The following is a 20355-nucleotide window of genomic DNA, read 5'->3' on the forward strand; positions in this document are numbered from 1 at the left end:
CGGCGCCCTCGGCGACACCTCCACCCTCGCCGACCCCTCGGTCGTCGACGACCTCATCGAGAACCGCGCGAACAAGGGGTGACACAGATGGATGCGACAACCGTGACCCGCGCCCCCGTGCTCATCCTTCTCGGCCCTCCGGGGGCCGGGAAAGGCACCCAGGCGCGCAAGCTCGAGGACAAATACGGGCTGGTACAACTCTCGACCGGCGATCTGCTGCGCGCTGCCGTGGCGCAGGGCACCGAGGCCGGCAAGCAGGCCAAGGCGGTGATGGAAGCGGGCGAATTGGTGAGCGACGACATCGTCATCGCCATCCTGCGCGACCGCATCAAGGAGTCCGATTGCGCCGCTGGCGTGATCCTCGACGGCTTCCCGCGCACCACGGTGCAGGCCGAGGCGCTCGACGCGCTGCTGGCCGAGAGCGGGCAGAAGATCAATGCGGCGATCAGCCTCGAGGTGGATGATGCCGCCATGGTGGACCGGATCTCGGGCCGCTACACCTGCGCCGCCTGCGGCGAGGGCTATCACGACACGTTCAAGACGCCGAAGGAGAGCGGCGTCTGCGACACTTGCGGCGGGACCGAGATGAAGCGCCGTGCCGACGACAAGGCGGAGACGGTGGCCTCGCGGCTCGAGGCCTACCACGCCCAGACCGCCCCGCTCATCGGCTACTACGAAGGCAAAGGCGCCCTGAGCCGCATCGACGCGATGGGCAAGATCGAGGAGATCGCCGCCGGGCTCGGCGCGATCGTCGAAAAAGCGACGGGCTGACCCGTCGGGGGCCGCTCAAAGGAGGGGCGGCCGCATTTTCTGGAGGAGAAACCGCCATGGCGGATCAATCAACGCACCATGCGCATAGCGCCGAGGAGGCCGGCAAGGCCTACTGGTCGGCCAACCTGCGTCTCATCTTCATCAGCCTGATCATCTGGGCGCTCTGCAGCTTCGGTTTCGGCATCCTGCTGCGCCCGATGCTCTCGGGCATCTCGGTCGGCGGCTCGGACCTCGGGTTCTGGTTCGCCCAGCAAGGCAGCATCATCGTCTTCCTGGCGCTGATCTTCTTCTACGCCTGGCGGATGAACAAGCTCGACCGTGAATACGGCGTGGACGAGGAGTAAGGCGTCATGGATCAGTTCACCATCAACCTGCTGTTCGTGGGCGCGTCCTTTGCGCTCTACATCGGCATCGCGATCTGGGCCCGCGCGGGCTCCACGTCGGAATTCTATGCCGCCGGTCGCGGCGTGCACCCGGTCACCAACGGCATGGCCACGGCGGCGGACTGGATGTCCGCGGCCTCCTTCCTGTCGATGGCCGGCCTCATCGCCTTCACCGGCTATGACAATTCGGCCTACCTGATGGGCTGGACCGGCGGCTACGTGCTGCTGGCGCTGCTGCTCGCGCCCTACCTGCGCAAGTTCGGCAAGTTCACCGTGTCGGAGTTCATCGGCGACCGCTTCTACTCGCCGACCGCGCGCCTTGTCGCGGTGATCTGCCTGATCATCGCCTCGACCACCTACGTGATCGGCCAGATGACCGGCGTCGGCGTGGCCTTCGGCCGCTTCCTCGAAGTCTCGAGCACCACCGGCCTGCTGATCGGCGCTGTGATCGTCTTTGCCTACGCCGTGTTCGGCGGCATGAAGGGCGTGACCTACACGCAGGTGGCGCAGTACATCGTGCTGATCCTCGCCTACACCATCCCGGCGATCTTCATCTCGCTGCAGCTGACCGGCAACCCGATCCCGGGCCTCGGCCTCTTCGGCACCGACCAGGCCTCGGGCGAGCCGCTGCTGGCCAAGCTCGACCAGATCGTCCGCGAGCTGGGCTTTGGCGAGTACACCGCCCACAACGGCGACACGCTCAATATGGTGCTCTTCACCCTGTCGCTGATGATCGGCACCGCCGGTCTGCCGCACGTCATCATGCGGTTCTTCACCGTGCCCAAAGTCTCGGACGCACGCTGGTCCGCGGGCTGGGCGCTGGTCTTCATCGCCCTGCTCTACCTGACGGCCCCGGCCGTGGGCGCGATGGCACGTCTCAACATCACCCAGCAGTTCTGGCCCGAAGGCACTGCGGGCCAGGCCGTTTCGCTCGAGCAGATCGAGAACGATCCGGCCTATGACTGGATGGCCACCTGGCAGCAGACCGGCCTTCTGGGCTGGGAAGACCTGAACGGCGACGGCCGCATCCAGTACTACAACGACAAGAACGCCGCGATGCAGGAGAAGGCAACCGCGGAAGGCTGGACCGGCAACGAGCTGACCAACTTCAACAACGACATCCTCGTGCTCGCCAACCCCGAGATCGCCAACCTTCCGGGCTGGGTGATCGGCCTCGTGGCCGCCGGCGGTCTTGCCGCCGCGCTGTCGACCGCCGCCGGCCTGCTGCTCGCCATCTCTTCGGCGGTCAGCCACGACCTGATCAAGGGACAGATCAACCCCGCGATCAGCGAAAAGGGCGAGCTTCTGTCCGCCCGGATCGCCATGGCGGTGGCCATTGCCGTTGCCACCTGGCTGGGGCTCAACCCCCCGGGCTTCGCGGCGCAGACCGTGGCCCTGGCCTTCGGCCTTGCCGCAGCCTCGATCTTCCCGGCGCTGATGATGGGCATCTTCTCGAAGGTGAACAACAAGGGTGCCGTGGCGGGCATGCTGTCGGGCCTGATCGTCACGCTGATCTACATCTTCCTGCACAAGGGCTGGTTCTTCATCCCCGACACCGCGAGCTACTCGGACGCCGATCCGCTGCTCGGCACCATCAAGTCGACCTCGTTCGGCGCGGTCGGGGCTCTGGTGAACTTCGTGGTGGCCTTCACCGTCTCGGCGATGACCAAGCCGATCCCGCAGGAAATCTCGGAGCTGGTGGAAAGCGTGCGCATTCCGCGCGGCGCGGGCGCAGCCCAGGATCACTGACCGGTGATCGCGCGCGGGGGCGCCTCGGCGCCCCCGCCCTAGGCAAAACTCCCGTCCCGCGCTATGCCGGGGCGGGATTTTTTCTTCCGCGATTGCCCCTTATCGCACCACCGGAGCGCCACGATGCCGATTGAGCCAGACGACCTGCGCCGTTTCCTGACCTCGGTGCACCCCTATGACGCGCTGGAATCCGACGCGCTCGACGTGGTGGTGCCGCAGTTCCTGACCCGCAGCTACAAGCCGGGCGAAGAAATCTACGCCGTCGGCGCGCAGCTCGAGGGGCTCTATCTCGTCCACACCGGGCAGGTGGAGATTCGCGACGAGAACGGCGTCGCCGTCTCCTTGCTGGGGCCGCGCAACTCCTTTGGCGAGCGCGGGCTGATGCGCGAGGGGCTGGCCGCCACCACCGCCAGCGCGCTTGACGAAACAGTGCTGTTGCTGCTGCCCGCCTATGCCTTTCGCGAGCTGGTCGCCGAACATGCCGCCGCCCGCCGCTTCTTTGACCGCTCGCGCGCCGCGCGGCCGCGCAAATCCGACCTCGCGCACAGCCGGGTCGAGACGCTGATGGCCCGCGCCCCGCTCACCATCCCCCCCGAGACCCCGGCCCAGCAGGCCGCGCTGATGATGCGCGAAGAAGCTGTCTCCTCGCTCTGCGTCACCGAGGGGCGCGACCTCATTGGCATCGTCACCATCCGCGACATCTCGGCCAAGGTCGTCGCCGGGGGCATGGACACCAACATCCCCGTGTCCGAGATCATGACCCATGCGCCGGTGACCCTGCCGCCTTCGGCGATCGGCTCGGATGTGCTGCACACGATGGTCGAGCGCGGCATTGGCCATGTGCCGATCACCGATGCCGGGCAGCTTGTGGGGATCGTCACCCAGACAGACCTCACCCGCTTCCAGGCGATCAGCTCGGCCGAACTGGTTGCCGCCATCGCCCGCGCCCGCACCCCCGAGCAGATGGCCGAGACCACCGCCCGCATCCCGCAGCTTCTGGCGCAGCTCGTGGCCGGCGGCAACCGTCACGAGGTCACCACCCGGCTGATCACCGATGTCGCCGACACCGTCACCCGGCGCCTTCTGGCGCTGGCCGAGGAGGACCTCGGCTCGGCCCCGGTACCCTGGCTCTGGCTGGCCTGCGGCTCGCAGGGGCGGCAGGAGCAGACCGGCGTGTCGGACCAGGACAATTGCATGATCCTCGACGACAGCGCCACGGACCGGGACATGGAATACTTCACCGAGATGGCGAAGTTCGTCTGTGATGGACTTGATAAGGTTGGGTATTTCAATTGCCCCGGTGAGATGATGGCAACCAACCCGCGCTGGCTGCAGCCGCTGTCGAAGTGGCGCGGCTACTTCCGGAACTGGATCGACAAGCCGGTTCCCGAGGCGCAGATGCTGGCCTCGGTCATGTTCGACCTGCGGCCCATCGGGGGCACCAAGTCGCTCTTCGAAGAGCTGCAGCACGAAACGCTCGAAGCGGCCTCCAAGAACTCGATCTTCGTCGCCCACATGGTCTCCAATTCGCTCAAGCACACCCCGCCGCTGGGGCTTCTGCGAGGCTTTGCCACGATCCGCTCGGGCGAGCACAAGAACACCGTCGATCTCAAGCACAACGGGGTGGTGCCGGTGGTCGATCTCGCGCGGGTCTACGCCCTGCAAGGGCGCCTGCCCGAGGTCAGCACCCGCGCCCGGCTCGAGGCGGCCATCGCCGCCGGTGTCGTCTCGGGCACTGGTGGGCAGGATTTGCTCGATGCTTATGACCTGATTGCCGAAACCCGGCTTGAGCATCAGGCGGGTCTGGTCAAGCGCGGCGAAAAGCCCGACAACTATCTGGCGCCATCCGACCTGTCGGACTTCGAGCGCAGCCACCTGCGCGACGCCTTCGTGGTGATCAAGTCGATGCAATCGGCGATCGGCCACGGGCGCGGCATGCTGGGCTAAGGACAACGAGGGGGGAGAGATGTTCTACGAATTGATCGCCGTGCTGGTGGCCGGTCTTGCCGGGGCCGGCGTGGTGATGCTGCTGAGCAAGGCGACCGGCGGGCGCCTTCCGCGCTGGCTGATCCCGGTGGGCGCGGGCGCGGCAATGATCGCAACCTCGATCGCCAATGAATACGGCTGGTACGGCAGCGCCGCAGGATCCCTGCCCAACGGCGTCGAGGTGGTCGAAACCCACGCCTCCAAGGCGCTCTGGCGCCCCTGGACTTACGCCTGGCCGATGACCGACCGCTTCATCGCCGTCGATGCCGGGGGACGTCGCGAGAATGCGCAGACGCCCGGGCTCTATCTCGCCGATCTCTATTTCTTCACCCGCTGGCAGCCGACGCAGGTGGTCGAGGTCATGGTCGATTGCCCAGGCGGGCGCCGCGCCGATCCCATGGGAGGCGATGGCGGCGAGCCGCGCTGGCGCGAGGTCGGCCCCGAGGACAGCATCGTCGCCGCGGTCTGCTCGGAGGCGCGCATATGACCCAGCTGAGCCTGCGCCTGCGCGTGTTCCTCTTCTTCGTCCTGATTGCGGTCGGCGGCGCGGGGATCACGGCGCTGGCGCTTTGGCTCGGCTACGGGCGCGCGCTCGACACCACCCCGGCGAACGGCTTTTTCTTCGCCGGCGTCCTCGCTGTCTTCGGCATCGTGGCACTCAGCGCCGGGGTCTGGCTGCTCTTCGACGAGAACATCGCCAAGCCGGTGGAGCGCATCGCCGCCGAGATGCGGGTGCGCGCCCATGCGGGCGTGGCCAAGCAGGTCGATCTTCAGGGCGCACGTTACCTCGGTGATCTGGCGCATGCCGCCGAGGCGGTCTCGGCGAAGCTGTCGGACTCCGCTCTGGCCTCGGCGCAGCTTGTGGCCGAGGAAACCGCGCAACTGGCCGCCGACAAAGAGCGCCTGACCGCCCTGCTCACCGAGATCCCCGTGGCCACCATCATGGTCAGCCCCAAGGGTCGCATCGTGCTCTATGACGGTCAGGCAGCCGAGGTGCTGAGCCAGATCCACGTGCCGCGGCTCAATGCGCCGGTGACCGATTATTTCCTTGCCGCCGGGGTCGAGGCAGCGGTGCGCGAGCTGCACCGCACCGGCCGCGAGGTCACGCTCACCCTGCGCTCCGTCGACGAAGCGCAAAGCTACCACGGCCGGATGAAGCCGCTCGACGCGGGCGGCTACCTGCTGATCATCGAAGACGCCGAGACGCGGATTGCGCCGCAGGCCGAGCGCCCCATGGTCTTTGACTTTTCGCTGCTCACCGCGCCCGCGCCCGCCGCGATCGAGGAGACGCCGCTGCGCGCGCTGACCTATGTCGTCTTCGACACCGAGACGACCGGGCTTCTACCGCACAAGGACGAGGTGGTGCAGATCGGCGCGGTGCGGGTGGTGAGCGGCAAGATCGTGCCCGGCGAGCAGATGGATTTGCTGGTCGACCCCGGCATTCCGATCCCCCACTCCTCGACAAGGGTGCACCGGGTGACCGACGCCATGGTGCACGGCCAGCCGGGCATCGCCGAGGCCGGACGGCGCTTTCACCACTTCGCCCGCGGCGCGGTGATCGTGGCGCACAACGCGCCCTTCGACATGGCTTTCCTGCGGCGCCACCAGTCGCGCATGGGCGTCGAGTGGAGCAACCCGATCCTCGACACGGTGCTGCTCTCGGCGGTGCTCTTCGGGGCGAGCCAGACGCACACGCTCGACGCGCTCTGCGAAAGGCTCGGCGTGACCATCCCGCCCGCCCTGCGGCACACCGCGCTCGGCGACGCGCGGGCCACCGCCGAAGTGCTGGTCAGGATGCTGCCGATGCTCGAAGCGCAGGGGATGACCACTTTCGGCGAGGTTCTGGCGCAGACCCGGAAGCACGGGCAACTTCTGGAAGACCTGAACTGAGACTGTCGAGCGCCGCCTGAACCGCCTGAACCGCCTCCCGCGGAGCGGCGCCGACCGGTAGGCGCACCAGCAGCCGCACCCCCCGCAAGCGCAGCGGGTTGCCAAGCGGGGAGAAGCGCGCGAGGCAAAGCGGATCCATGCCCCCCCTAGCGCGGTGCCCTTGAAGACGGGGTTAACGATGCTCCGCCGCAGTCGCCCCCTACGCGCCCACTTGACCTTTCCCCGGCGCGGCCCTAGCGCTCTGCGCATGGCACAGGCACCCCTTCTCCAGCTCTCCGACATCTCGCTCACCTTCGGCGGCGAGCCGGTCTTTTCCGGCCTCTCGCTCAACGTCCAGCCCGGCGACCGCGTCGCGCTGGTCGGCCGCAACGGCTCGGGCAAATCCACCCTGATGAAGGTCATGGCGGGCCAGGTCGAGCCCGACACCGGCGACCGCATCGTGCCACCGGGCTTCTCGGTGGGCTACATGGAACAGGAGCCGGATCTGTCGGGCTTCGAGACGCTGGGCGACTATGCCGCCGAGGGGCTTGGCCCGGCGGAAATGTACAAGGTCGAGGCGGCGGGCGAAGGGCTCGGCTTCGATCCCGCCCGCCCCGTCGCCACCGCTTCGGGCGGCGAGCGCCGCCGCGCCGCGCTCGCGAAGCTGATGGCGCAGGATCCCGACGTCATGCTGCTCGACGAGCCGACCAACCACCTTGATATCAACGCCATCGGCTGGCTCGAGGACGAACTGAAGCGCACCCGCAAGGCCTTTGTCCTGATCTCCCACGACCGGCGCTTCCTCGAGAACCTCACGCGCGCGACGCTCTGGATCGACCGCGGCGCGGTGCGCCGGCAGGAACAGGGCTTTGCCGGCTTCGAGGCCTGGCGCGACAAGACCTGGGCCGAGGAGGACGAGGCGCGTCACAAGCTCGACCGCAAGATCAAGGCCGAGGCGAAATGGGCGGTCGAGGGCATCTCGGCCCGCCGCACCCGCAACCAGGGCCGGGTGCGCGCGCTTCAGGCGCTGCGCGCCGACCGCGCCTCGCAGATCCGCCGCCAGGGCACCGCGGCGATGGAGCTCTCCTCCGGCCCGACCTCGGGCAAGAAGGTGATCGAGGCCGTGGGGCTGACCAAGGGCTTCGGCGACAAGCAGATCGTCAAGGACTTCTCGCTGACCGTGATGCGCGGCGACCGCGTCGCCTTTGTCGGCCCGAACGGGGTCGGCAAGACCACCCTCATACGCATGCTGATGGGCGAGATCGCGCCCGACGCGGGCAGCGTCAAGCTTGGCACCAACCTCCTGCCCGCGATCTTCGACCAGACCCGCGCCCGGCTCGATCCCGAGATGACGCTCTGGGAAAGCCTCACCGGCGATCCCGAGATGCGCGTGTCCGGCAAGGCCGACCAGGTGCTGGTGCGTGGCCAGCCGAAACACGTGGTCGGCTACCTCAAAGAGTTCCTCTTCGACGAGCGCCAGGCGCGCGCGCCCGTGCGGTCCCTGTCGGGCGGCGAGAAGGCGCGGCTGCTGCTGGCCAAGATCATGGCCAGCGAAAGCAACATGCTGGTGCTCGACGAGCCGACCAACGATCTCGACGTGGAAACGCTCGATCTCTTGCAGGACCTGCTGGGCGAGTATGACGGCACGGTGCTGCTGATCAGCCACGACCGCGACTTCCTCGACCGGGTGGCCAGCACGACCATCGCCATGGAAGGCGACGGTCAGGCGATCGCCTATGCCGGCGGCTGGAGCGACTACCAGGCGCAGAAGGCCGAAGCCGAGGCGGAGGCAGCGCCCAAGGAAAAACCCGCCGCCAAGCCCGCCAAGGAGCCTGCCGGCGCGAAGCCCAAGGCCGCTGCCAAGGGCCTCAGCTTCAAGGACAAGCACCGTCTGGACGAGTTGCCCGGGCTGATCGACCGGCTCGGCGCAGAGATCGGCAAGCTCGAGGGGCTGCTGGCCGATCCCGCGCTCTTCACCCGCGAGCCGGTGAAGTTCAAGAAGGCGACCGAGGCACTCAGCGAGCGGCAAGAGAAGCTCGCCGCGGCCGAGGAGGAATGGCTGGAACTGGCGGAAAAGGCCGAAGCGGCGGGCTGACGTCCGTCGGTCCCGACCCGAGACCGGCTCTTTTCGAAGCGATGTTCCAGCGCCTTCCCAGGCGCTGGCGCCCTACTCCCCCGGCTGCCGCAGCGGCAGGCGTTTCTCGGCGATCACCATCACCCCAACGGTCAGCAGGATGCGCACCACGTGGTGCAGGCTGACCAGCGCCGGGTTGGCGGCGAGCGAGAGCGCGATGATCGACATCTCGGTCACGCCCCCGGGCGCGTAGGAAATCATCAGGTGCAGGAAGGGGATCTGCGTCGCCGCGGCCAGCCCCAGCGCGAAGGCCCCGCCAATCGCCAGCATCCAGCTCACCGACAGCACGCTGAGCCCCAGCGAGCGGCGCAGCATGGCGCCGGTCATCCCGGTGAAGCGCACGCCGAGCGAGCTGCCCACCACAACCTGCGCCGCGGCGATCAGCCAGAACGGCAGATGCATGTCCACAAGACCCGACAGGGTCAGCGCCGCCGACAGCAGCAGCGGCCCGGTGATCTGCCCTGCCGGCAGCTTGATCCGCGAGGCGAGAAAAAGCCCCGCGATGGCCGCCAGCACGACCAAGATCAGTTCGGCGACAGTGGCCGGCCCCGTGGGCATGACGCTCTGTCCCGCGGCGCTGCCCACCGGGTGGCCGATCCAGAGCGACAGCGCAGAGGGCAGGATCGAGATGACGAGGATGATGCGCAGGAACTGCTGCGCCGTCAGCAGCCGCAGATCCGCCCCCGCCTTCTCGCCGAGCACAAGGCTCTCCATCAGACCTCCCGGCGCGCCCGCGTAAAAGGCCGTGGCCCGGTCATAGCCGCCGATGCGGTGGAAGATCAGGAAGTTCCCGCCCTGCGCCAGCACCACGAAGACCACCAGCATCGACAGGGTCAGCGGCAGCTCGGGCAGCAGCGCAAAGATCTCGGGCGTCACCTGCGTGCCGATCATCACCCCGATGAGCCCGATGAAGAGCGTGCGGAACTTCATCGGGTAGGCATAGTCGGCGAGCGCGCGCTTCTGGAACAGGGCGACGGCGACGCCCGAGGTGAAGAGCGAGCCCAGCATGTAGGGCATTGGAAGATGGGCATGCTGCGCGAGCCATCCCCCGATCCCGCCGGCGATCAGCAGGCAGCCGGTGGTGAAGATCATGCGCAGAGAGAGCGTGGAGAGGGTCATCAGCGGACATAAATCCCATCGCGGGCGCCGGTGCAATGGCACGCGCGGGGACCCGGCGGATCAGGGGGCTCCATCCCCCACCCTGCGGGTGTCCGCCGGCGCATTTTCTAAATGAAGGAGGGTTTCGCGCTGCTTCTCCCTCCAAATACGCGACCGCGCGGCCGGCAGCGGCCGCTGGGTCAGCGCGACAGGTCTGCCGCGATGCGGTCGGCGAGCTGGGCCGTCGCGCTGCCCGCTGCGGCGGCGATGCCGCCCGGCGTGGCGGCCTGCAGCGGCACGGTGATTTCGAAACGGTTCACCCGCTCGCGGATCACCCGGTCGTAGGAGGAAAGCGCGTATTGCCCCTTGAGACGGAAATAGCCGGTCTCATTGGCCACCGCCTCGGAGATGCGCACGTGTACCGCCGCCTGCGCCGGCTCTTCCAGCGGCCAGGGCTCCGAGGCGACGGTGGCCCCGCTGATCGTGCCGAGACGCTCGGCGAGCGCTTGGGTCATGGCGCGGCGCGGGTCGTCAGCCCAGAGCGCGCCCTCGATCTGGGTCATCGCGCCGGTGTCGTCCTCGAGCAGGATTTCCGAGGCGTCGGCATAGGCCGGCAGCGAGACCTCGCGCACCTCCAGCGTGGAGACGGCAAGGCGCACCGAGGAGGCTGGGGGCATGCTGTCCATCCGGTAGCGCGGCTCGGAGCCGCAGGCGGCGGCGAAGAGCGGCAGCAGCAGGATCGGAAGGGTGGTCTTGAGGCGCATACGTGATCTCCTGTCAGCGGCCGAAGAGCAGCGAGTTGGGGTTGCGTTCGATCGAGCGGGCGAGCTTGTTCAGCGCCTCGGCGGCAGTCTGCACCTCGCGCAGCGCCGAGACGGTCTGGCGGTTGAAAGCGGAATTGCCATCATAGCCCGAGATCACGGATTCTGCCTCTGCCACCAGCCGCTGGATGCGCGTCGAAAGCTCGGGCAGCGTGGCCGCCGCCTCTTCCACAGCGGCAGCGGCATCACGCGCCGAGGCGAGCGTGGCATTGGTGTTCTCGATCACCCCGCCAGCGCGCAGCTCGGAGAGCGCACCCTGCGCCTCTTGCAGCATGGCCGACAGATCGGCGGGCAGCTGGCGGGTGCTGTCCTGGTCCACGAGCTTTCCCGCGCCATCGAGGAAGTCCCCCGCGTCGGCCAGGAAGCTCTCGAGGTCCAGCGCGGTGGCCTTCTGGGTGAGCGCGCGCAGATCGGCCAGCAGGTCTGGCACGCCGGCCATGCTCTCGTCGACCGAGCCTGCGACGTCCGTCACTTCCGCGGCCGCGGCCTCCGCCGCCTCGAGGGTCGAGACAAGCTGCTGCACCGCGCCGGCGGCGCGCATGTCCTCGATCACCCCGCGCAGCTCGGCAACGGTGCCGCGCAGCTCGCCGGGGATCGCCTTGATCTCGTCGCTGCCGATCAGCCCGCGGGCGTCCTCGAGCAGGCCGATGACCGCGTCAGGCGCGTCACGCAGCCGCGGGTTGGCGGTGAAGTTCTCGATCGAGGCGAGCGTGTCGATGGCCTGGTCGAGCAGGTCCTCGACCGGCAGGTCGTTGATCCTCTGGAAGAGGCCCTCGGCAGTGGCAGTGATGTCCGGCAGGTCCGACTCGACCGAAGGGATCAACGGCGCGTCCTGCGCGAAAATGCCGAAGGTGGCGGGCTCGGCGTCGGGGATCTCGGCCAGCTCGACCACCAGCGACTGGCTGAAGAGGTTCTGCGAGGCCAGCCGCGCGCGCAGCCCGTTCTTCACCGCGTTCGACAGGAAGGCGATGGTCTCGGACTGCGGCGCATCTTCCTCGAGACCCAGCGCGCGCGGGTCGATCGAGAGCGTGGTGCGCAGCCGGACGGTCTGGGCCTCGCCCTCGCCGTCGATGAAGGCGCCGATGGCGGTGACCCGGCCCACCCGCAGGCCGCGGTAGGTGACAGAGGAGCCGACCTCGAGCCCGCGCACGGATTCGTCGAATTCCGCGGTCAGCTCGACGGCGTTCGAGATGGTTTCGGAGAACAGGCTGTCGCGTGCCGAAGCCTCGTCGTCGTAAAGATCGAAGGCATAGCCCGCAGGCACAGCGTTGCCGCCCGAGACCACGGTGTCAAAGGCGATACCGCCGCGGATCAGCGCCGCGACCGAACCGACCGACAGGTTGACGCCCGAGGGGCCGATGTTGACCGAGAAACCCGAGGTGTCCCAGAAGCGCGTCGCCGTGGTGATGCGGCGGTCGTTGGGGGCCTCGATGAAGGCATCGACCACCACGCCGTTGCCGCGCTCGAGCAGCCGCGGCGTCTCGATCCGGCCGACCTCGATGCCCTGGTAGAAGATCGGCGCGCCCGCCGAAAGCTGCGTGCCGTCGTCGGCGCGGATGGTGATGCGGGTGCCCTTGACCCCGGGGCGCACCAACGGCGTCTGGTCCAGGCCGCGGAACTTGCGCGCCTCGGCGCCCTCTTGCGGGGCGAAGCCGGCTTCGATGTAGACGCCCGACAGCACCGTCGAGAGCCCGGTGATGCCCGAGGCGGAAACCTCGGGGCGCACCACCCAGAACTGTGCGTCAGCTGGCAGGGAGTCGGCGACATTGCGGTCGATCCGTGCGCTCACCCGCACCTCGGCCAGATCCTCCGAAAAGACCACCTCCTCGACGGTGCCGACGATCACGTCACGGTAGCGGATGGTGGTGTCATCTGCCGTGATTCCGGCGGCGTTCTCGAAGGTGATCTCGATCAGCGCGCCGCGTTCGGCAAGACTTTGCCAGGCGATGAAGACGGTGACCGCGATGGCGGCGAGTGGCACGAGCCAGACCAGTGAGAGGTTGCGCCAGACGGAGCGGCGCTTGGGCTCGATCTCCATCTTCGCGGGTTTGGGCTCACTCATTGCACGGGTTCCTCACTCGCATCCCAGATCAACCTCGGATCGAAGCTCTGTGCCGAAAGCATTGTGAATGCAACAGAAAGCGCAAAGCTGATTGCTGCAATCCCGGGATTGATTGCAGCAGCGAAATCCAATTGCACCAGAGACGCAAGAATGGCCACCACGAAGACGTCGATCATCGACCAGCGACCGACAAATTCGACCACCTCGTAGAGATGCTGGCGCTTGACCGGCGAGAGCTTCACCCGGTGCGTCACGCTCAGCGCGAGATAGGCGATGGCGATGAACTTGGCGACCGGGATCATGATCGAGGCGAAGAAGACAATCCCGGCGATGCCGTAGGATCCGTGGTGCATGAGGTCCACCACGCCGCCAAAGATCGTGCTGTTGGTGGTCTTGCCGAGCAGCGTCGTCTTCAGCATCGGGTAGACATTGGCCGGCACGTAGACGACCAGCCCCGCCCCCAGCCAGGCCCAGACCCGCTGCAGCGAAGTGTCGTCGCGGCTGGACAGGTGCGATCCGCAGCGCGTGCAGCGCTCGGGGCCGGGCACATGGACCTTGCCGCATTCGGTGCAGGCGATCATGCCTGCGCGCCGGGCCGTGAGCACCGGCTGCGCATTGTCTGTCGGGCGGCTCATTGGCGGCGCTCCTCCAGCGTCTTCCATACGGTCACCCTGCACATGAAGGTATCCTTGAGCACGTTGACGATCACCAGGGCAACGAAGGCCCAGAAGGCCGGGCCGATCGACAGATGCGCAAGGCCCGCAACCTTGACCAGCGCCACGGCGACGCCGACGATGAACACCTCGGCCATGGCCCAGGGGCGCAGGTGGTCGGCGAGGCGGAAAAAGAACTCGGCGTGGCGCGCCGGGCGGTGGCCGAAGGCCATGGGCGCCAGCACGTAGACCAGTGACAAGAAGCGGATCGACGGCAGAATGACGATCAACGAGGCCATGGCGATGGTCAACGGCGCCGTCATCCCGCTCGAGAAGGCGAGAATCGTGTCGAGCAGCGAACTGCGCTGCACCCGCCCCGCCACGGACAGCTCGAGGAACGGAAAAAACATCGCCGCCACCATCAGCACCAGCGCCGAGAGCGCGAGCATGATGATCCGGGTCATCGCCAGGCTGCGCGGGGATTCCAGCACTTCGTGGCAACGCGCGCAGCGGGCGGTGTCGCCGGTGGCGATCTCGCGTTCCTCGTGCAGGGCGTCGCAGAGCGGGCAGGCAAAGAGACCCTCGGCCTGCTCCGCGGTGAAGGCGGGCGGCGGGAGGGCCGGGGTGATCTGCGGCGGCAGCTCGGAGGCGACGATGTCGGCGAGGCTCATGCGCCCAATCTAGAGCGTGGCGGGTTCCAAGGAAAGGGCTGGCGGGCCAAAGCCTTCGCCCTGCCTTCCAAGCAGGCATCCGGCGCGCGTCCATTCCCTGTCCCGGGCCGCTCCATCGACAAGCGCGGGGCCAGCCGCTACCACTTTCGACAGAACGCCAAGGCAACATGGAGGTCGCGCCCGATGAAATGTTTCTACGCCCCCGAAAGCGAGGGGCACGACCCCCAGTTCCGCCTCACCCATGGCACCGTGGTGCGCAACGCCGAGCGGGCCGAGCGCGCGATGCTGCTGCTCGAGGGGCTCGGTCGGCTCGGTCTCGGCACCGAGAGCCCGCCCGAGGCACCCCGCACCGCGCTGGAGGCGGTGCATACGCCCGAGTTCCTGCACTTTCTCGAGACCGGCTGGGACGCGTGGCAGGAGCTGCCGAACGCCGGGCCAGAGGTGGTGGCCAACGTCTTTCCGCGCGGGCCGGTGACCACATACCCCGAGTCCATTGTCGCCCGCGCCGGTTGGCACATGTCCGACACCTCTGCCCCGATCGGTCCGAAGAGCTGGCTGGCGACCCGCCGCGCCGCCGATTGCGCCGTGGCCGCCGCCGAGGCGGTGATGGCCGGCGATCTCGCCGCCTATGCGCTCTGCCGCCCGCCGGGGCACCATACCACCGCCGATGTCGCGGGGGGGCATTGCCTGATGAATGTCACCGCCATTGCCGCGCAGCACCTGCTCGGGGCGCACAGCCACGTGGCGGTGCTCGACATCGACGTACACCATGGCAACGGCACGCAGGCAATCTTCTACGACCGTGCCGACGTGCTGATGGTCTCGGTTCATGCCGAGACCCACGACTACTACCCGTTCTATACCGGCTACGCCCATGAAACGGGCAACGGCGCTGGCCAAGGCTTCAATCTCAACCTGCCGCTGCCGCGCAGCACCACGACCCCCGGCTGGCTTGCCGCCCTCGATCACGGCATCGAGCGCATCAAAGCCTATGCACCGGGCGCGCTGGTGGTGAGCCTTGGGCTCGACGCCCATGAAAATGACCCCCTTGACGGCATGAAGGTGAGCTTCGATGGTTTCGCCGAAGCGGGCCGCCGGATTGCCGAGGCGGGGCTCCCCACAGTGATCGTGCAGGAAGGCGGCTATCTCTCGCCCGACCTCGCAACGTCGCTGGCCTCCTTCCTCGGAGGCTTTCTCGGCAAGGACCCGCGCGCAGCCTGATGGCGTGTAAGACAGGAACTCGGAGTACCAGATGAACAAGATCCCCAACTCGCTGCATGCCTCGGACATTGCACACAGTATGCACCCCTACACCAACATGCGCCTCCACGAGGAGCAGGGGCCGATGATCATCACCCGTGGCGAGGGTGTCCACGTCTACGATTCCGAGGGCAAGGAATACATCGAAGGGCTCGCGGGCCTGTGGTCGGTGGCCGTGGGCTTCTCGCAGCCGCGCCTCGTCGAGGCGGCGGCCAAGCAAATGGCCGAGCTGCCCTATTACCACAGCTTCGCGCACAAGGCGCATGAGCCGTCGATCCGCCTCGCCGAGAAGCTGGCCGAAATGACCCCCGAGGGTCTGGACCGCGTGTTCTTCACCAACTCCGGCTCCGAGGCGAACGACACCGTCATCAAGATGGTCTGGTTCTACAACAACGCGCTCGGCCGTCCGGAGAAGAAGAAGTTCCTCGCCCGCAACAAGGGCTATCACGGCATCACCATCGCGTCGGGCTCGCTCACCGGCCTGCCGGCGAACCACAAGGACTTCGACCTGCCGGCGATCCCGGTCACCCACCTGACCTGCCCGCACTACTGGAAGTGGGCGGAAGAGGGCGAGACCGAGGCCGAGTTCACCGCGCGCCTGCTGAAGGAGGCCGAGGACACCATCCTCGCCGAGGGCCCCGAGACCATCGCCGGCTTCATCGGCGAGCCGGTGATGGGTGCTGGCGGCGTGATGACCCCGCCCGAGGGCTACTGGCCGGGCATTCGCGCGCTGTGCGACAAGTACGACATCCTGCTGGTCTCGGACGAGGTCATCAACGGCTTCGGCCGCTGCGGCACCCCCTTCGGCTGCGAGAAGTACGGCTTCACCCCGGACATCATGGTGACCTCGAAGCAGCTCACTTCGTCCTACATGCCGCTCGCGGCGATCATCGTGAACGACAAGGTCTATAACACCATCGCCGACCACACCGCCAAGCTCGGCACCTTCGGCCACGGCTTCACCGGCTCGGGCCACCCCGTCGCCTGCGCCGTGGGTCTTGAAAACCTCAAGATCATCGAGGAACAGGACCTGATGGGCAACGCCGCCAGGCTCGAGGCGAAGTTCCAGGAGGGTCTGCGCAAGTTCGCCGATCATCCGCTGGTCGGCGAGGTGCGCGGCGTTGGTCTCATCGGCGGCGTCGAGCTGGCCAAGGACAAGGAAAAGCGGCTCAGCTTCGAGCCCGCGGGCAAGGTCGCGCCTCAGGTCGTGAAGTTCTGCGCCGAAGAGGGGCTGATCCTGCGCGCGGTCTACGAGACCGTTGCCCTCTGCCCGCCGCTGATCGTCACCGAGGACGACATCGACCAGATCCTTGCCCGCCTCGGCCGGGCGCTGGACCGCGGCTGGGAGTGGGTGCAGGACGAAGGTCTGGCCTGAGTCTCCCCTGTTCATGACGTACGAAGGGCGCCCCGCGGGGCGCCCTTTTTCTTGCTCGGCTGGCGGGTGCCCTGCGCCTGCCTTCCTGCCACGGCCCATCGCATCCCGGCCCCCGCTCGACCAATGCGCGGAGCCCTCGCCAAAGATCCCGCCTGCCGGTGCTGACCGCCGTGCTATGCTGTGTCAGGACAGCGTAATTTGTATTCAAATAGCCATATTCGTGTTTCAATATCTTGTAGCTCGCAGCGCTTTTCATCATTGACACGCCATGACATCCAGACAGGCACAACTCGACGAGGCACTGGCCCGCATTGCGGATGCAATCGACCCGTGCTCGAGCGTCGGCATCCCCCAGCAGCTGCGCGGCGCGCTGGAATTCGGCATCGCCTCCGGCGAGCTGCCGATCGGCGCCCGGTTGCCCTCGGTGCGGGCGCTGGCGCGGCAGCTCAACCTCTCGCCGGTCACGGTGAGCAATGTCTACGCCGCGCTGCAGTCCGCCGGACATGTCGAGGGGCGGGTCGGCTCCGGCACCTTCGTCAGCCCCAACGCCCAGGTCGCGGACCCCGAGAAGTTTCACACGCTGGAGCGGGCGATCACCAACCTCATCGCCCTCGCCCGTGACTGCGGCATCGACCGGGCCGACCTCGCCACGCGTATCGGCATGGACCGCCCCCGCAACACCCGCGCCGTGCGGGTGTTGATGCTGGGCAATTTCGCCGAGGCCACCCGCGCCTATGCCGCCGACGTGCGCCCGCATCTCGCGCCCGGCGACAGCATCGAGCCGATGCTGATCGACGAGGTCGCGGGTGCCCCGCCCCAGGATTTCGACATCGTGCTCTCGCCGCGGACGCTGCTGCCGCAGGCGCGCGCGCTGTTTCCGCAGGCCGAGGTGGTGGGGCTGACCGTCATCCCCAACGAGGCGACCCGCGTCGCCCTGGCGGCGATCCCGCCCGAAGCCTCGGTGGTCGGCTATTCCTACTTCCCTACTTACGTGTCGATGATGAAGGCCAACGTGATGCGCTATGCGCCGCATGTGAGCCGTCTGTCGATGGTGGTCCGCGGCGACGAGAGCGAGGCGGCCCGCACGCAGATCGCCGAGGCTGACGTGCTGATCTACGCCACCGGCGCGGATTACCTCGCGGCGCGGCTGGCGCCGGGTCAGAGCGCCTTCGAGTATCGCCACACACCCGACAGCCAGGAGCTTCGCAGCATCCTGCCGCAGCTGCTCGACCGCTGCCGCCGCCGCGAACGGCCCGGCGCGGAGGGGTAAACCGCGACCCCGGCGGGCCATGCGTGGCCCCCTAACGAGAAATGGGCGGACCGCTTGCGCGGTGCCGCCCGTTTCGTTGATGACTGGCTGGTTCCGGTCCGGATCGCTGCCGATCGGCGCCTGGCTCAGCGATAGGCGTGCAGCACGCCCTCCGAAGAGATCACGTAGAGCGTGCCATTGACCACGATCGGCCGGGTCGTCGCCCCGCCCGCAATCGCCGTGGTGCCGACCAGCTGGCCCGAGGCCGGGTCGAAGGCGCGGATCAGCCCGTCCGAGGAGGCAACGATCAGCCGCCCGCCCGCAAGGATCGGGCCATGGTTCACGAAGGCACTGTCGCGACGCTTCTGCGGCGTACGTACCGGCTTGTACCCCGGCAGGTCCACCGCCCAGATCTGCGCGCCGGTGCGGGCGTCGAGCCGCACCAGCTGGTTGAGGTCGGAGACGAGGAACACCGAGTCCCCCGCCGGCCAGACCGGATCCAGCGCGCCCATGCGCGCGGTCCACAGCCGCTCGCCGCCCGAGAGCGACAGCGCCACCACACGGCCCGAATGGTTGCCCGCGTAGACCACGCCGTTCGAAATCAGCGGATCGCCGGTGATGTCGGTGACCGTGGCCAGCGCCTTGCCGTTGCGGCTGCCCGCCACGTCGGCGGTCCAGCGGCGCAGACCGCCCTGCTTGAACGCCGCCTGCAGCGCACCGGAGCCAAAGGCGAAGACGACCATCTCGCCATCGGTGGCCGGGGCCGGAGCGCCGGCGACGTTGTTGTAATCCTCGGGGTAATCGATGCGCCAGCGGATGCGGCCCGTGGCGGTCTCGATTGCCCAGCCGGTGGAATCCGACGAGGTCACATAGGCCAGCCCGCCGCGCACCGTGGGCGCGCCGGTGGCGGTACCGTCGAGCTTCTGGCTCCAGACCTCGGCGCCGGTGGCGGCGTCAAGCGCGGTGAGCGTGCCGAAGCCCGAGGTGACATAGAGCCGCCCGCCCTCGACCGCGAGCCCGCCGCCCTGCGCCTGGCTCGCCTGATCGCGCGGGGCGACCATGCTCTTCCGCCAGATCACCTGGCCCGAGGTGCTGACCGCGCTCACCGTGTGCGCGGAATCCATCGTGTAGATGCGGCTGCCGTCCGAGACCGGATCGACGTTGAGCCGGTTCCGCCGCGTGTCGCCCTTGCCGATGTCGGTCGCGAAGACCGGCTGCAGCGGCAAGGAGAGCGCCGCGTGGTTGGTGCGGGCGAAGGGCGAGACCGGGCTCTGCGTGGCAGCGCCGTTCGCCGCCGCCCCGAGCGAGATCGCCTGCGCGCGGTTGGCCGGGGTGAACTCCTCTGCCCCGCCGTTCTCGAGAATTTCCCGGGCGCCGAGGCGCTCTCCGGTCAGCACCGCCTCGGGACGCTCGCAGGCGGCAAGCGCCGTCAGCCCCAGAAGCGCTGCGGAAATCGTGGTGATGCGCAAAACACTGCCCCCGTCGTTCTTGATCCTTGCCGCGGCCTCGGGCGTTTGGTCAGCCCGCATCGGGCGTGCCGCCGAGGGCCACAATCACTTGTGTCGCACGCTGGCGCAAGCCCGCGGTGATTTCTGCATCTTCAAGAATGCGTTGCAGCTTTTCCAGCGCGGCCTCGGTGTCGCCGGCCTTGATGTCGAGCAGCGCGAGTTGCTCCTCGGCGAGCAGCCGCAGCGGCTTGCCGGGCACCGCGAGGGCCTCGAGCCGGATACGCCGCTCGTCGTCCGAAAGGCCCGAGTCGGTGCGGCTCACCGCCTTGAAGGCGGCAATCTCGCGGTAGATCTCCGGCAGATCGCCGTTGGCGGCCGCATCGTCGAGCAGCTTGGTCGCGGCGGCGCCCTCCTCGGCGGAGGCCAGCTCGCTCGCCGCCAGCAGATCAGTCACCGCCCTCGCCTCGGCGCCGGGGGCATTCACGTCGGTGAGCGCCGCGGCACGGTCCGCCGGGGCATCTGCCTCGAGCGCGCCGCGCAGTGCATCGCCGAAGGCCTCGGCCTGCGCCTGACGCTGCACCGCGCTGTATTCGCGCCAGGCGGCGCCGCCGACGATGGCAAGCACCGCCACAACGCCGATCCAACCGTAGCGCTTGAGCAGTGCGAAGAGCTTGTCGCGGCGGACCTCCTCGGTCACCTCGTCGATGAAACTGTCGGTATTGCTCACGGGGCTGCCTCACCTTTCGATTGTTGCCCTCTCTTAACGCGGCAGGCGCAGGCTGCCAAGGCCAAGCCCGCGGCAGCATTGGCTGATCTCTTCTGCGCC

The 20355-nt window shown here is 68.0% G+C and carries 17 protein-coding genes; 10 read left to right on the plus strand and 7 right to left on the minus strand.

Annotation, left to right across the window (positions count from 1 at the left end; all coding sequences use genetic code 11):
• Positions 1-87 precede the first annotated feature (87 nt).
• From G0D83_RS07675 to G0D83_RS07705, 7 genes are all read left to right on the plus strand, one after another.
• The gene (locus G0D83_RS07675) at positions 88-771 is read left to right on the plus strand and encodes an adenylate kinase (RefSeq protein ID WP_164191558.1); all 684 of its coding nucleotides are present in this window, start codon (positions 88-90) and stop codon (positions 769-771) included.
• Between the two features lie 56 nt (positions 772-827).
• Positions 828-1115 (plus strand): DUF4212 domain-containing protein, encoded by a 288-nt coding sequence (locus G0D83_RS07680; protein ID WP_108965129.1) that lies wholly within the window; start codon positions 828-830, stop codon positions 1113-1115.
• 6 nt (positions 1116-1121) lie between these two features.
• Positions 1122-2903 (plus strand): sodium:solute symporter family protein, encoded by a 1782-nt coding sequence (locus tag G0D83_RS07685; protein WP_108965128.1) that lies wholly within the window; start codon positions 1122-1124, stop codon positions 2901-2903.
• A 123-nt stretch (positions 2904-3026) separates the two neighbouring features.
• Positions 3027-4850 (plus strand): DUF294 nucleotidyltransferase-like domain-containing protein, encoded by a 1824-nt coding sequence (locus tag G0D83_RS07690; RefSeq protein WP_108965127.1) that lies wholly within the window; start codon positions 3027-3029, stop codon positions 4848-4850.
• A gap of 19 nt (positions 4851-4869) precedes the next feature.
• On the plus strand, positions 4870-5376 hold the full coding sequence (locus tag G0D83_RS07695; RefSeq protein ID WP_164191561.1) for a hypothetical protein: 507 nt from the start codon (positions 4870-4872) through the stop codon (positions 5374-5376).
• Positions 5373-6779, plus strand: coding sequence for a 3'-5' exonuclease (locus tag G0D83_RS07700; RefSeq protein ID WP_164191566.1), 1407 nt, complete (start codon positions 5373-5375; stop codon positions 6777-6779). Before G0D83_RS07695 ends, G0D83_RS07700 begins: the two co-directional genes overlap by 4 nt.
• A gap of 247 nt (positions 6780-7026) precedes the next feature.
• A complete protein-coding gene (locus G0D83_RS07705; RefSeq protein ID WP_164191569.1) occupies positions 7027-8853 on the plus strand; it encodes an ABC-F family ATP-binding cassette domain-containing protein in 1827 nt (608 codons plus the stop codon).
• A 72-nt stretch (positions 8854-8925) separates the two neighbouring features.
• Here the strand turns inward: G0D83_RS07705 and G0D83_RS07710 are convergent, their stop codons facing one another.
• From G0D83_RS07710 to G0D83_RS07730, 5 genes are all read right to left on the minus strand, one after another.
• Positions 8926-10011, minus strand: coding sequence for an AbrB family transcriptional regulator (locus G0D83_RS07710; protein WP_164191574.1), 1086 nt, complete (start codon positions 10009-10011; stop codon positions 8926-8928).
• Positions 10012-10190: 179 nt separating this feature from the next.
• Positions 10191-10754: a membrane integrity-associated transporter subunit PqiC gene (locus G0D83_RS07715; protein WP_164191577.1), complete on the minus strand. Its 564-nt coding sequence runs from the start codon at positions 10752-10754 to the stop codon at positions 10191-10193.
• A gap of 13 nt (positions 10755-10767) precedes the next feature.
• Positions 10768-12873, minus strand: coding sequence for an MlaD family protein (locus tag G0D83_RS07720; protein ID WP_164191581.1), 2106 nt, complete (start codon positions 12871-12873; stop codon positions 10768-10770).
• The gene (locus tag G0D83_RS07725; protein ID WP_108965120.1) at positions 12870-13508 is read right to left on the minus strand and encodes a paraquat-inducible protein A; all 639 of its coding nucleotides are present in this window, start codon (positions 13506-13508) and stop codon (positions 12870-12872) included. Before G0D83_RS07725 ends, G0D83_RS07720 begins: the two co-directional genes overlap by 4 nt.
• A complete protein-coding gene (locus G0D83_RS07730; RefSeq protein WP_164191584.1) occupies positions 13505-14197 on the minus strand; it encodes a paraquat-inducible protein A in 693 nt (230 codons plus the stop codon). The genes G0D83_RS07725 and G0D83_RS07730 overlap by 4 nt, the downstream gene beginning before the upstream one ends.
• A gap of 183 nt (positions 14198-14380) precedes the next feature.
• On the opposite strand from G0D83_RS07730, the gene G0D83_RS07735 reads away from it, so the two are divergent.
• The 3 genes from G0D83_RS07735 to G0D83_RS07745 all read left to right on the plus strand — a co-directional run bounded on the left by G0D83_RS07735 (position 14381) and on the right by G0D83_RS07745 (position 18102).
• Positions 14381-15418 carry a histone deacetylase family protein gene (locus G0D83_RS07735; protein WP_164191587.1) on the plus strand — a complete coding sequence of 346 codons (1038 nt, stop codon included), beginning with the start codon at positions 14381-14383 and terminating at the stop codon, positions 15416-15418.
• Between the two features lie 31 nt (positions 15419-15449).
• Entirely contained in the window at positions 15450-16832 is a 1383-nt protein-coding gene (locus G0D83_RS07740; RefSeq protein WP_164191592.1) for an aspartate aminotransferase family protein, read from the plus strand.
• 268 nt (positions 16833-17100) lie between these two features.
• Positions 17101-18102: a GntR family transcriptional regulator gene (locus G0D83_RS07745; RefSeq protein WP_108965116.1), complete on the plus strand. Its 1002-nt coding sequence runs from the start codon at positions 17101-17103 to the stop codon at positions 18100-18102.
• Between the two features lie 125 nt (positions 18103-18227).
• On the opposite strand, the gene G0D83_RS07750 is transcribed toward G0D83_RS07745, so the two are convergent.
• Both G0D83_RS07750 and G0D83_RS07755 read right to left on the minus strand, forming a co-directional pair.
• Positions 18228-19610: a PQQ-like beta-propeller repeat protein gene (locus G0D83_RS07750; RefSeq protein WP_203595570.1), complete on the minus strand. Its 1383-nt coding sequence runs from the start codon at positions 19608-19610 to the stop codon at positions 18228-18230.
• Entirely contained in the window at positions 19600-20256 is a 657-nt protein-coding gene (locus G0D83_RS07755; RefSeq protein WP_164191595.1) for a hypothetical protein, read from the minus strand. The genes G0D83_RS07750 and G0D83_RS07755 overlap by 11 nt, the downstream gene beginning before the upstream one ends.
• Positions 20257-20355 lie beyond the last annotated feature (99 nt).

Origin of the sequence: Salipiger sp. PrR003, from assembly GCF_010500785.1 — a bacterium.
GTDB lineage: Bacteria > Pseudomonadota > Alphaproteobacteria > Rhodobacterales > Rhodobacteraceae > Salipiger > Salipiger pacificus_A.

Excerpts from the sequence above, each read along its gene's own strand:
- G0D83_RS07675 (WP_164191558.1), top strand. The coding sequence starts at position 88 with ATGGATGCGACAACCGTGACCCGCGCCCCCGTGCTCATCCTTCTCGGC.
- G0D83_RS07680 (WP_108965129.1), top strand. The coding sequence starts at position 828 with ATGGCGGATCAATCAACGCACCATGCGCATAGCGCCGAGGAGGCCGGC.
- G0D83_RS07685 (WP_108965128.1), top strand. The coding sequence starts at position 1,122 with ATGGATCAGTTCACCATCAACCTGCTGTTCGTGGGCGCGTCCTTTGCG.
- G0D83_RS07690 (WP_108965127.1), top strand. The coding sequence starts at position 3,027 with ATGCCGATTGAGCCAGACGACCTGCGCCGTTTCCTGACCTCGGTGCAC.
- G0D83_RS07695 (WP_164191561.1), top strand. The coding sequence starts at position 4,870 with ATGTTCTACGAATTGATCGCCGTGCTGGTGGCCGGTCTTGCCGGGGCC.
- G0D83_RS07700 (WP_164191566.1), top strand. The coding sequence starts at position 5,373 with ATGACCCAGCTGAGCCTGCGCCTGCGCGTGTTCCTCTTCTTCGTCCTG.
- G0D83_RS07705 (WP_164191569.1), top strand. The coding sequence starts at position 7,027 with ATGGCACAGGCACCCCTTCTCCAGCTCTCCGACATCTCGCTCACCTTC.
- G0D83_RS07710 (WP_164191574.1), bottom strand. The coding sequence starts at position 10,011 with ATGACCCTCTCCACGCTCTCTCTGCGCATGATCTTCACCACCGGCTGC.
- G0D83_RS07715 (WP_164191577.1), bottom strand. The coding sequence starts at position 10,754 with ATGCGCCTCAAGACCACCCTTCCGATCCTGCTGCTGCCGCTCTTCGCC.
- G0D83_RS07720 (WP_164191581.1), bottom strand. The coding sequence starts at position 12,873 with ATGAGTGAGCCCAAACCCGCGAAGATGGAGATCGAGCCCAAGCGCCGC.
- G0D83_RS07725 (WP_108965120.1), bottom strand. The coding sequence starts at position 13,508 with ATGAGCCGCCCGACAGACAATGCGCAGCCGGTGCTCACGGCCCGGCGC.
- G0D83_RS07730 (WP_164191584.1), bottom strand. The coding sequence starts at position 14,197 with ATGAGCCTCGCCGACATCGTCGCCTCCGAGCTGCCGCCGCAGATCACC.
- G0D83_RS07735 (WP_164191587.1), top strand. The coding sequence starts at position 14,381 with ATGAAATGTTTCTACGCCCCCGAAAGCGAGGGGCACGACCCCCAGTTC.
- G0D83_RS07740 (WP_164191592.1), top strand. The coding sequence starts at position 15,450 with ATGAACAAGATCCCCAACTCGCTGCATGCCTCGGACATTGCACACAGT.
- G0D83_RS07745 (WP_108965116.1), top strand. The coding sequence starts at position 17,101 with ATGACATCCAGACAGGCACAACTCGACGAGGCACTGGCCCGCATTGCG.
- G0D83_RS07750 (WP_203595570.1), bottom strand. The coding sequence starts at position 19,610 with ATGCGGGCTGACCAAACGCCCGAGGCCGCGGCAAGGATCAAGAACGAC.